Raw genomic sequence first — 11,779 nt, 5'->3', positions numbered from 1 at the left:
GGGGCCGACTCCGGTCACTTCGCCGTTGCCGCCGTCGAAGACGACGTCGGAGCAGCTGTAGAAGTTCTCGTTGCTGTCCGAGCGGATCCAGTGGGTGAAGATGATGTGCCGCCCGCTCTTGCCGGACGGGAGCTGGGCGTTCCAGTAGTAGTAGCCGAGCCCGCCGGGGCCGCCGTTCTTGGGCGGGTTGGTGACGCTGCCGAACGGCTCGAGGTCGGACCACTTGAGCGGGCCGTTCGGGTTCCAGCCGTTCTTGGTGATGTAGTAGTCGAAGTCGCCCGGGTGCTCGGCCCAGTTGCTGTGCCGCATCTGGATGTTGGCGCCCGCGGTCAAGTGGGTCAGCGGCCAGTCGGAGCGGACCGCGTTGTAGGCCGAGAAGTCGTAGGGCCCGCCGGTGCCTCCGCTGCAGATCTGCCCGTCGGGGATGAATCCGGTGGTGCGGCCCGCGCCGTCGGAGCGCAGCACGGCGAACCAGTTGTACAGAGGGGTCGTACCGCTCTGCGCGACCGCGTCGGCGCAGGCGGGGTTGTAGGGCTGGATCTGGCCGTTGTCCCGGAGGCCGTCCTGCCAGCACAGGAACGTGCGGCTGCCGGGGAACATCGTCACGCCGTGGGCCTGTGCCGGTGAGGGCACCATCAGGACACTCGTGATCAGAACCATGGCGGCGGTGATCGCCGCCGACTTGAACAATCTCATGGGGGGATTCCCTTGCGCTGACGACAGAGGAGAACCTGCCCATGACCAGCCCGCCCGGCCAGCGCATTGAATCATGAGCCCGGCCGGTCCGACAACGCGTCGTGAAACTTTCAGCCGATCTTGGTCATGGTTTCCGCTGGTGGCCCGCCCCGCCGCCGCCCTGGGGGAGCGGGAGGCGCTTGCCGTACGTCGGGCGTCCCGGGAGGCTGCATGTTGGGAGCGCTCCCAGTACACTTCCTCACCAGAGAAGCGGGAGCAACATGCCATGAGGCACGCGTACATCCACCTGATGCTCGGAGCGTTATTCGCCACCGGCCTGTTCGCCGCGCCCGCGCAGGCCGCCCCCGTGCTCTGCGAGAAGTGGGGCTCCGCGAGCATCCAGAACGGCCGCTACATCGTGCAGAACAACGTCTGGGGCGCCGACACCGCGCAGTGCGTCGACGTCGACCAGAGCGGCGGCTTCACCATCACGCAGGCGGCGCACGACAACTCCACCAGCGGGGCTCCCGCCGCCTACCCCTCCATCTACGCCGGCTGCCACTACGGCGCCTGCACCACCGGCAGCGGCCTGCCCATGCGGGCCGACGCGAGCGGCTTCGGTGCGCTCAGGAGCAGCGTCACCATGACGTACCCGGGCTCGGGCACCTACAACGCCTCCTACGACCTGTGGTTCGACCCCACGCCACGCACCGACGGCCAGAACACCGGCGCCGAGCTCATGATCTGGCTCAACCGGCAGGGCGACATCCAGCCGATCGGCTCCCGCGTCGCCACCGTCACCCTCGCGGGCAGCTCATGGGAGGTCTGGTACGGCAACATCGGCTGGAACGTCATCTCGTACGTGCGCACCTCGCCCGCGACCTCGCTCGACTTCGCCATCGACACCTTCTACGCCGACGCGGTCGGCCGCGGCCACGCGCAGCGGTCGTGGTACCTGACCAGCGTGCAGGCCGGCTTCGAGCCCTGGATCGGCGGCGCCGGCCTCGCGGTCGGGTCCTTCTCCCTCGGCTCGTCGACCGGCACCGACACCACGCCGCCGGGCACGCCGGGCGCCCCCAGCGCCTCCGGCACGACCTCGACCGCCACGACCCTGTCGTGGGGCGCCTCGACCGACTCCGGCGGCAGCGGCCTGGCCGGCTACGACATCCTGCGGGCCACCGGCGACACCTTCACCCGGGTCGGCGGCAGCACCACCACGTCCTACACCGACACGGGGCTGAGCCCCGCCACCACCTACCGCTACAGGGTGCGGGCCAGGGACGGCGCGGGCAACCTCTCGCCCGAGTCGGCCACGGTCACCGTCACCACGCAACAGGGAGGAAGCGGCGGCGGAGGCTGCACGGCCACCGCCACCACCCAGACCGCCTGGAACAACGGGTACGTCGTCCAGCCGGTGACCGTCACCAACGACGGCGCAGCCCCGCTCGACGGCTGGACCGTCACCTTCCCGCTGCCGTCCGGCCACACGATCACCGGGATGTGGAACGCCAGCCACACCGTCAGCGGCGGCACCGTGACGGTCAGGAGCCTGGACCACAACGGCGACCTGGCGCCGGGCGCCTCGGTCGGCTTCGGCTACCAGGCGTCGCGGCCGTCGGGGAACACGCAGGTGCCCGCGGGCTACACCTGCGCATGAGGCTCGCGCGGCCGTGCTTTGCGAGGGGCGCGGCCGCGCGTTGGAGGGGTACGGCTGGTGCTGCCGTACCCCTCATCAATGTCCGTCCCCGCGCAGGTCAGTTCGAGCCGAGCGCGGCCTCGATGTCGTCGAGCCTGGCCTCCAGCTCGCTCAGGCAGGCCGGCGCCAGCCGGCCCTCCCGCAGGCGGTCGGAGAGCTTGCCGCGCAGGCGCTCGGCCCCGCTCGACGCCGCGGGGCCGTGCGGCGCGACGAGGGCGTTCAGCACCTGGTTGAGGTCGAGCACGACGTCGGCGTCCGTCGCGCCGCACGGCGTCCTGTCCTCGAGCGTCGTCCTGAAGCCGGCCACCGCCTGCTCGACGGTGATCGCCGTGGACGGCGAGCTCTCGACCAGCGGTGACACGGGGGACGGCCGCGGCTGCGCGGTCTGCTCCCGCACCTGGGGTCCCGACTGCTGGAACCAGAGCAGGACCGACAGCGCGACCGTCGCGGAACCCGCGACCGTGAGCACGCGCCTGACATGCCGGCCCAGGGTGGCCGCGCCCAGGGCAGCGGTCAGCGCCGAGACGATCTCCGCCGCCCCCGGCCGGTCCTCCGGCCGGTGCGCCAGGCAGCGCTGGCACAACGTGGCGACGGCGTAGGGCACGCCGGGCACCCGGGGAGGCGGCGCCGTCCTCCGGGCCGCCTCGATCTCCTCCCACGTCGTCTCCGGGTACGGGGTACGCCCGGTGAGCATGGTGTGCAGCAGCACGCCCAGGGCGTACACGTCGACCGCGGGATGGGTGGGCGCGCCGTGCAGCCGCTCGGGGGCGACGTAGGGCGGGGTGCCGCGGTCGTCGTCGGGGTCGCCGGCCCAGGCCGCGATGCCGAAGTCGAGCAACTTCGGGCCGCCGGCGGTGAGCAGCACGTTCTCGGCCGTGACGTCCCTGTGGACCAGGCCGCGGGCGTGCCCGGCCATCAGGACCCTGGCCAGCCGCAGCGCGATCGCCGCGGCCTCGGTCCACGGCAGCGGGCCCTGCTCGACGCGCTCGGCCAGCGGCGTGCCGTCGAGCAGCGGCATCACCACGAAGGCCGCGACGCCCCCGCTCGTGGTGACGGTCTCGCCGTAGTCGTAGATCTCGATGGAGTCGGGGTGGATGAACCTGGCCGCCGCGCGTGCCTCGCTGCGTACGCTGACGCGCTCGCCGTGGTCGGCGTGGAGCGACGAGGTGAGCACCTTGACCGCGACCATCCGGTGCAGGGACTGGTCGAAGGCACGCCAGATGACCGACATGCCCCCGCGGGCCAGCGGATCCAGCAGCAGATACCGGCGGGCCAGCACATCCCCAGGCTCAAGCCGACTCACGGACGACCAGTTCTGTGGGGAGAACGGGGTCGATGCCCGCGGCCCCCGTCAGGAGCAGCCGGGTGGCGACCGTGGCGAGCTCCTCGACGGGCTGGCGGACGGTGGTCAGCGTGGGGACGGTGTGCCTGGCGACCGGGGCGTCGTCGAATCCGATCACCGCCACGTCGGTCGGCACCTTGCGCCCGGCCCTGCGCAGCGCCTGGATGGCGCCCGCCGCCATCAGGTCGGAGGCCACGAAGACGGCGTCGAGGCCCGGGGCGTGGCGTAACAGCCACTGCATGGCGTGGGTGCCGGACGCGGCGGTGAAGTCACCGTAGGCCACGGGCACGTCCGGTGCGCCCGCCACCTGCAGGGTGCGCACCAGGCCGTCCAGCCGGTCGCGCGCGGCGGGCAACGAGGGCGGCCCGCCGATGGCGGCGACGTTGCGGCGGCCGGTCAGCAGGAAGTGCTCCGCCGCCTGGCGGCCGCCGTCGAGGTTGTCGACGTCGACGTAGGGGAGTTTCAGGTCGTGCGGTGGGCGGCCGATGTTGCGGACCGGGATGCCCGCGGTGGATAACTTGATCGCCAGCGGGTGGCGCTCTCTCGCGCCCACGATGAGCACCGCGCCGGACAGGGCGGGCAGCGTGGACGAGGTGGGGGTGACGGTGGTCACCATGAGATGGGTGCCGTGTTCGGCGATCACGCTGCCGGCCGCGGACAACAGCCTGGCGTAGTAGGGCTCGGAGAAGAGGCGGGGAAGGTGGTCACAGATCACCGCTGTGACGCCGTCGGCCATGGTTTTCGCGGCCGTTCCCCGTGGTGCGCGTTGCCGTACGTAGCCCATTCGGGAGACGGCGTCGTAGACTTGGCGGCGGGTCGAGGTACTGACCCGCACCGAGCCGGTGAGGACTCGTGATGCGGTCGCGGGGGAAACCCCTGCAGCGGCCGCCACCTGTGCCAGTGTGGGCTGCTCGGTCATGGAGCACCTCGCGGAAAGATCCTGGGAGCGCTCCCACGTTACCAATGTTTCGCCGTTGTTAATAGGGCCTTTGCAAGGAGTGCGTCCTGCTGTACGGACGCACTCCGAATTCGCTCAGCTAGGGATGCCGGTCGTCGTCACAGGTTTCCGGGCCGCCGGTGGATGGTGCCATTTCCGTCGGCCCGGTTACGCATATCCGGCTTTCCCTTTTTGGTCACCCCAGGCCGACGTCCGAGTCCTCCAGCTCCGGATCGGCCTCCGCCTCGTCATCGTCCGGCTCCGACCGGTCGGGCTGCGCGGGCTGGCAGCTCGAGCCGCAGCCGCCGAAGCGGGAGGTGTTGATCGGGTGGAAGTCGGCCTCCGGCACGCCCTTCAGCGCCGAGATCATGGTGTCCTTCCAGATCGGCCCCGGGATCGAGGCGCCGAAGACCGAGCTGTAGTAGCGGCCGCCGATGGTGACGCCGTTGAGCTTGTGATTCTGCGCACCGCGCGTGTCGCCGATGCTGACCGCCCCCGCCAGGTCCGGGGTGAACCCGGCGAACCAGGCGGCGGCCTGGTCGTCCGTGGTGCCGGTCTTGCCGCCCGCGGGCCGGCCGATGCCGCCGACGCCGCGCATCGTGCCCTTGGTGAAGACCCCCTCCAGGATGTACGAAGCGGCGTCCGCGACCTCGGGATCGAACGCCTGCTTGCACTCGGGCTTGTACGTCTTCACCTTGCCGTAACGGTCAGTGATCTTGCTGATGGCCATGGGCTTGCAGTACTTGCCCCGGGCGCCGATCGCGGCGTAGGCGGTGGCCACGGTCACCGGGTCCATCTCGTTGGTGCCGAGCGTGAACGTCTCGAACTCCGTCAGCGGCAGCCCGTCGGAGCGCTTGATGCCCAGCGACTTGGCCGTCTTGACCGTGTCGCACAGCCCGACCTTCTGCTCCAGCGCGACGAAGAAGGTGTTCACCGAACCCCAGGTGCCGGTGGCCAGCGACTTGAAGCCGCCGCTCCCTCCCTCGGCGTTGGTGACGGTGTGGGAGGGGTCGCCGATGCTCTCGCCCTTGCAGTTCTTGAACGAGGAGTAGTAGGGCGCGCGGTAACCGTTGCCGGTGGAGACCCCATCGTGGATCTTCATGCCCTCCTTGAGCGCGGTGAGCAGCGTGAAGACCTTGAACGTCGAGCCCGCCTGGAAGCCGACGCCGCCGCCGTGCACCGCGTCGGCGACCACGTTGTACGACATCTCGTTCTTGCGCTTGTTGTCGCCGTACTTGCGGCTGGCGGCCATGGCCTTGATCGCGCCCGTGCCCGGCTCCACCAGGGCTTCGGAGGCGACCGCCTTGTCCGACGCGTACACGTGCTTCTTGATGGCCCGCTCGGCGGCCTTCTGCATCTTCGGGTCGAGCGTCGTCTGGATCGTCAGGCCGCCCCGGTTGAGGAACTGGTCCCTGGCCGTCTTGTTCGCGCCGAAAACCTTGTTGCTGAGGATCTCGTTGCGCACGTACATGCAGAAGTACGGGTATGTGCTGGCCCCACAGTTGCCGGGCAGCGGCGTGCCCTTATAGCCGAGCTTCTGGGCCTTGGCCTCCTTGGCCTGCGCGGGCGTTATTTTGCCCAGCTCGGCCATCCGGTCGAGCACCACGTTGCGCCGGTGCAGGAGCCTCGCCCGGTGCTCCCTGCTCAGGTTGGGGTCGGTCATGTTGGGGTCCTGCACGGCGCCGGCCAGGGTCGCGGACTGCACCAAATTCAGCTCCGCCGCGCTGACCCCGAAGAAACGCTTGGCCGCCGCCTCGACGCCGTAGGCGCTGGCCCCGAAGTAGGCGATGTTGAGGTATTTCTCGAGGATCTCGCTCTTGGTGTACTTCGCCTCGACCGCCATCGCGTAGCGCAGCTCCCTGAGCTTGCGCGCGTAGCTGGCCTCGAGCGCCGCGTTCTTCTCCTTCTCAGTGGTCGCCGAGTTGAGCAGCACCTGCTTGACGTACTGCTGGGTGATGGACGAGCCGCCCTGGGCGATGCCGCCCGAGCTGAGGTTCTTGGCGAGGGCGCGCATGGTGCCCTCGATGTCGATCGCGCCGTGCTCGTAGAAGCGGTAGTCCTCGATCGAGATGATGGCCGTCTTCATGATCTCGGCCACGTCGGCCAGCTTGACGTTCTCGCGGTATTCCTCGTAGAACTGCGCAATCTGGTTGCCCTTGGCGTCGAGCACCGTCGTCTTCTCCGCGAGCGGGGGTTCCTTGAGCTGCTCAGGTTTGATGCCGAGCTCCTCCGATGCCGAGACGAACATCGCTCCCGTGCCTCCGACCGCGGGCAGCGCGATGGCCGCGGTCACCACACCTGCAGCCACCGCCGCACCCGTTAGGCGCGCGATACTCGACATACGGGACATGCTGGTAATACCTCCCCCTCTTGGCATTCGGGTGCATCCTAAACCCAGCCATGACGTGTTCTATGTAAAAACTTGGACCCCGTGGGACAGGAGTTTGTTCGCGCGGAGCGGCCGGTTTTCCCGTGTCTGTAGGCATATCTGACGTTCGTGCTGCATGGGGCCCCTGTGCGGGCTGTGGCGATCTTTCTCCTCGCGATCGGCCGATTTCCACCAGCCGAGGGCAAAGAAGCGTGTTGCCTGGCGGGTCCCCGGCCACCCGTCTGGCAACGTCGGCCAGGGCGTTTCCTGCTGGCCTTGGTGGAGGGGTCTTATGCGTGGTGTCGGACATGGCGCGGACTTCGACCGTCTGCTCTCGGCCGCCAGGTCATATTGGGGCGACATTCCCGGCGGTGACGGCTGCGTCGTGGCGGAGGCGTACGACGACGACATCAGGGTCGTGACGCGCACGCTGCTGGTCGCCAGGGCCGTGTGCGACCTGATCTCGGCGCGGCTGGTCGTGCTGGCCGACCCCGATTGGCGGCGCCTCGCGGAGGGATTCGGCGCCGCCGGCGACGTCCAGCCGGAGCTGCCGCCCGTCGCGCTCGTCACCAGCCGGGCGGACCGCGCGGTGCCCAGGGAGATCCCGGTCGTGCACGTCCACGGCACCGGCTCGCTGAAGGCGTACACGATATTCCCCGACCAGGGCCCGTGCTCCTTCTTCGACGAGCTGCCCGCCAGGGTCGGCGCGTTCTTCGAGCGGCACGTGTGGCCGCACAGGAGAACGATCAGGCCCGGGGCGGAGCGGGTCGCCTGGCGGGCGAAGAGCGGATACCAGCTCCGTACGGACACCGAGCGCCGCCAGCTCCGCTACTACGGCTGCGCCCGCCTGGGCATCGACGCCGACCGGCCGACGATCGCCGTGTTCGGCCACACCCCGGGCCAGGACACCGAGCTGTACGACGCGACGGCGGAGTTCGCCGCGTCCGACGAGTCCGCGAACTGGCTGTTCCTCGACCCCGTCGCGAACGGCCACTCCCGGATGAAATGCGTGACCGGCGCCCTGTCCACCAACATCCTGTGGAGCGTCACGGACGTGGGCGTCACCTTCAGGGACAGCGACCTGCCCGCCTTCGGCATCCCCGTCATCCAGGCCGGCTGGTCGGAGGGCAGCGCCTGCGGCGCCACCTACCTGGCCCGCTCGCCCGCGGACCACCACGGCCTGCTGGAGGAGGCCATCGGCAGGCACGCCAAGGGCGAGTCGTTCCTCGGCCCCGAGCAGCGCGAGCGCGCCCGCCTGTGGCTCTGGCTGCGCCGCTGCGGCGCCGACGTCCCCACCCAGCTCCTGCCCCACTGGGAGCACGGCACGGAGGACTACGCGCGCGCCCTCGCCGTCAACCTCCGGTACGTCGAGCGCGACGGCGACCCCCTCTACCGCGCCGTCGCCCGCATGTGGGATCGGCGCGAGCCGCTGCTCACCCGATTCGACTTCCACGACCCGGCAGCGCTGGCCACCACCATCACCCCCGAGAGGAGCATCCGATGACCAGCAGCACAGGATCCGACACCGACACCGACCTCGACCAGGTGATCCTGCCCGCGATACCACCCGTGCACCTGCTCAGCGGGCAGGTCCCCTCACTTCAGGTGACCGACCGGCTGCACAGGGGCAGCCACATCGTCGGCAGATTCGAGACCTCAGGGCTGGCCGGTTTCAAGGTGGCCGCGCAGGGACGCCCGCTGCGGGTGCTGCTGACGCTGTCGGCCGACGACCGGTCGGTGAGCGGCTGGCACACCGGGAAACCCGCGCCAGGCGGCCCGCTCACGCGGCTCGTGCAGATCCGCTCCCAGGGGCGGCTGCGCCAGTGCGTCCTGCTGAAAGGCCGGCGGTCGCACGCCAAGGTGGCCTTCGACCTCGCGGCCGAGGAGATCCCCGACGACGGCCTCGTCTGCATCGAGGCGCTCGACATCATGGAGGGTGACGGCGTCGGCGAGGAGGTGCGCCGCATCGTGTCCGGGCGCGTCGCCCCCGACGGGGTGGCAGGCATACGCCTCGACAAGGTCGTGCTGGACGAGCCGCCGGAGGTGGACTTCGACCCGGACACGCTCGACGGCTCGCGCTGCGAGCTGTCGACGCTGATCAGTGCCGGCGGGCTGGCCAACCTCAACCGGCAGGGCGTACGCGTGCTGCGGTCGGGCATGTTCGTCGTCAACCCCGTGCTGAAGGACACCTTCGGCGCGACCGGCCGCGTCACGCTGAGGCTCGGCACCAAGGCGGAGCCGGCCAGCCTCATCCCCGCGTCGTGGCGGCGGGTGAACAGCGAGCTGCGCTGGCTGCGGCACGCCACCAAGAAGCTCCTCGGCGCGGCGGCTCCCAGGGTGGAGCGGGTGCTCAGCATCAGGGACGGCGAGGCGGTCGAGTTCGAGCAGCGGCCCAGCGGCAACGTGACGGAGCTGGAGCTGGCCAGCCCGACGACCTCCCCGCTGCTGGTCTTCGTCGCCTCCGGCCGCGGCGTGCTGACAACCCTGGAGTCGGGCACCTCGCACTAAACGGACCAATGGGAAAATGCGAGATCATCCGTGAAAACGCCGCGCTGAGGGCAGTCTGTATGGATGACCGAGCGCGGATTGCGAATCGAAGCCACACGATACGTGCACTGCACGGTCATACGCGCCAGCGGTGAGCTCGACCACGAGGGCAGGGTCAGGTTCAGTGCCTGCATCACGTCCGTGTGGGACTGGTCGCAGGGACCCGTGCTCGTGTTCGACCTGCACGACCTGGACTTCTACGACTCGTCGGTCATCGGCGTGCTCGCGATGGCCATGCAGCGGATGGAGGAGGAGCGCGGCGGCGGCCGGATCATCCTCGTCCAGCCGGACCATCACCTGCTGTCGGTGCTGCGGCTGACGGACCTGCTGTCGCACGTGGAACTGGCCGACAGCGTCGAGCAGGTCGTGGCGGAGCTGATGGTACAAGCCGAGGACGGGTCGTCGGGGCGGTCTCCGCCGCGCGTGATCACGAGAGGCAGCGGGCGAGGTGATCGCGGCTGAGTGCGACGGGGTCCGCGCGTACGGCGGAACCCGCCTCATGCGTCGTGGATCAGAGCCCGTACGCCTCCAGGAGCCGCAGCCACACCTCGCTGACCGTCGGAAAGGACGGCACGGCGTGCCAGAGGCGGTCGAGCGGCACCTCGGCGGTGACGGCGATCGTGGCGGAATGCAGCAGGTCGGCCGTCCCCGGCCCGGCGAACGTGACGCCGAGCAGCACTTGCCTGTCCTCGTCGACGACGGCCCTGGCCCGGCCGCGGTAGCCGTCGCCCATGAGGTAGGCCCCGGTGACCGCGCCCATGTCGTAGTCGACGACGCGCACCCGGAAGCCGTCCGCGCGGGCCACGGCCTCGGTGCGGCCGACCGCGCAGATCTGCGGATCGGTGAACACCACCTGCGGCGCGCCGTAACCGTCGGCCAGGTCGCGCAGCGCGGGCGACTCGTCACCGCGGGCCCGCGCGGCGATCACGTCGCCGCAGATCCTGGCCTGGTACTTGCCCATGTGCGTGAGCAGCGAGCGCCCGTTGACGTCGCCCACGGCGTACAGCCAGCCGTCGGAGACCCCGGTCGCCCGCATGCTGTCGTCGACCTCGATCGGGACGTTGTCGGGCAGGCCCACCGTGCCGAGCCCCACATCGCGGACGGCGGGCCGGCGTCCCGTGGCCACCAGCAGCTCGTCCGCCTCCAGCACGGGCCCCTCGGGCAGGTGCACCGTCACCTTCCCGCCCGGCTCCGGCCGCTCGACCCGGCTGACCTGGGTGCCGGTGCGCACGGCGATCCCCGCGTCCGCGAACGACTGGGCGAGCAGCTCGCCGGCGAACGGCTCCATCCTGCTCAGCAGCCCGTCGCCGCGCACCAGCACGGTGGTCTGCCGCGCGCCCAGGCCGTGCATGGCCTGCGCCATCTCGCAGGCCACGACCCCGCCGCCGAGCACCACGAGCCGCTCAGGGACCACGCTGGTCGCGGTCACCTCGTGGCTGGTCCACGCATTCGCCTCGGCCAGCCCCGGCACGGGAGGCACGGCCGCCGTGCTGCCCGTCGCCACGACGACGGCCTGGCGGGCCGTCAGCACCCGCTCCCCGCCGTCCGCCGAGGTGACGCGCACCCGCCTGGGACCGTCGAGCCTGCCCCGCCCGCGGACGAACTCGGCCGGGACGCTCTCGATCCACTCCACCTGGCCCGAGTCGTCGAAAGCGCCGACGGCCTCGTCACGACGGGCCAGCACCGCCGCCACGTCAATGGGCGCGACCTCCAGGCCGGGCACCCGCGCCACCTCGCCCGCCAGATCGATCGGCCGCAGCAGCGCCTTGCTCGGCACGCACGCCCAGTAGGAGCACTCGCCGCCCGCCAGTCGCTCCTCGACGATCGCGGCCGTCAGACCGCCGCGCACGGCCCGGTCCACGACGTTCTCACCGGCGGGACCGGCGCCGATCACGACGACGTCGAACTCGTCAGCCACCTTGCCTCCCAAGCACTCGTCCGGACGTGAGGAAAACTCTTTCACGCCCGTGCGCCTTTTACCGGGAACCTCCCGGCCCGTCGCCGGGTGAGAGCCCTTTCATCTCGTGCTCATGGTGGTCCAACCGCCGGCCGAGAGCCTGGAAGCAGCCGCGGAGGAACCGCGGGAGCACGTCAGGAGGCTTTCCCATGGCTCAGGAATTACGGCGGGTCCTGCTCGCGACCGCGCTCACGCTCGGGCTGGGCGCCGGCACGATCTTCGTGGCCACCCCCGCCCAGGCGGCCATCCCCACCACC

General features: G+C 70.5%; 9 protein-coding genes. 4 read left to right on the top strand and 5 right to left on the bottom strand.

Annotated features, from left to right (window positions below):
* The coding region (locus E1292_RS46295) for a lytic polysaccharide monooxygenase auxiliary activity family 9 protein (protein WP_132606164.1) at positions 1–696 on the bottom strand (696 nt) is incomplete at its 3' end.
* Positions 697–961: 265 nt separating this feature from the next.
* Between E1292_RS46295 and E1292_RS46290 the strand changes: the two genes are divergently transcribed.
* Positions 962–2,332 carry a glycoside hydrolase family 12 protein gene (locus E1292_RS46290; protein ID WP_132606163.1) on the top strand — a complete coding sequence of 457 codons (1,371 nt, stop codon included), beginning with the start codon at positions 962–964 and terminating at the stop codon, positions 2,330–2,332.
* A 97-nt stretch (positions 2,333–2,429) separates the two neighbouring features.
* Here the strand turns inward: E1292_RS46290 and E1292_RS46285 are convergent, their stop codons facing one another.
* The 3 genes from E1292_RS46285 to E1292_RS46275 all read right to left on the bottom strand — a co-directional run bounded on the left by E1292_RS46285 (position 2,430) and on the right by E1292_RS46275 (position 6,958).
* Complete coding sequence (locus E1292_RS46285; RefSeq protein ID WP_132606162.1) at positions 2,430–3,650, bottom strand: serine/threonine-protein kinase; 1,221 nt, start codon at positions 3,648–3,650, stop codon at positions 2,430–2,432.
* Between the two features lie 10 nt (positions 3,651–3,660).
* A complete protein-coding gene (locus E1292_RS46280) occupies positions 3,661–4,632 on the bottom strand; it encodes a LacI family DNA-binding transcriptional regulator (RefSeq protein ID WP_132606161.1) in 972 nt (323 codons plus the stop codon).
* A 214-nt stretch (positions 4,633–4,846) separates the two neighbouring features.
* On the bottom strand, positions 4,847–6,958 hold the full coding sequence (locus tag E1292_RS46275; protein WP_342775779.1) for a transglycosylase domain-containing protein: 2,112 nt from the start codon (positions 6,956–6,958) through the stop codon (positions 4,847–4,849).
* A gap of 352 nt (positions 6,959–7,310) precedes the next feature.
* Between E1292_RS46275 and E1292_RS46270 the strand changes: the two genes are divergently transcribed.
* The 3 genes from E1292_RS46270 to E1292_RS46260 all read left to right on the top strand — a co-directional run bounded on the left by E1292_RS46270 (position 7,311) and on the right by E1292_RS46260 (position 10,027).
* Positions 7,311–8,522, top strand: a complete 1,212-nt coding sequence (locus E1292_RS46270; protein WP_132606159.1) for a hypothetical protein — start codon at positions 7,311–7,313, stop codon at positions 8,520–8,522.
* Complete coding sequence (locus tag E1292_RS46265) at positions 8,519–9,526, top strand: hypothetical protein (protein WP_132606158.1); 1,008 nt, start codon at positions 8,519–8,521, stop codon at positions 9,524–9,526. The genes E1292_RS46270 and E1292_RS46265 overlap by 4 nt, the downstream gene beginning before the upstream one ends.
* 63 nt (positions 9,527–9,589) lie before the next feature.
* Positions 9,590–10,027, top strand: a complete 438-nt coding sequence (locus tag E1292_RS46260; protein ID WP_132606157.1) for an STAS domain-containing protein — start codon at positions 9,590–9,592, stop codon at positions 10,025–10,027.
* A 49-nt stretch (positions 10,028–10,076) separates the two neighbouring features.
* Here the strand turns inward: E1292_RS46260 and E1292_RS46255 are convergent, their stop codons facing one another.
* A complete protein-coding gene (locus tag E1292_RS46255) occupies positions 10,077–11,483 on the bottom strand; it encodes a dihydrolipoyl dehydrogenase family protein (protein ID WP_132606156.1) in 1,407 nt (468 codons plus the stop codon).
* Positions 11,484–11,779 lie beyond the last annotated feature (296 nt).

The sequence above is a fragment of the Nonomuraea deserti genome, assembly GCF_004348685.1.
Taxonomy (GTDB): domain Bacteria; phylum Actinomycetota; class Actinomycetes; order Streptosporangiales; family Streptosporangiaceae; genus Nonomuraea; species Nonomuraea deserti.
This window is presented reverse-complemented; position numbering and strand designations above follow the sequence as displayed.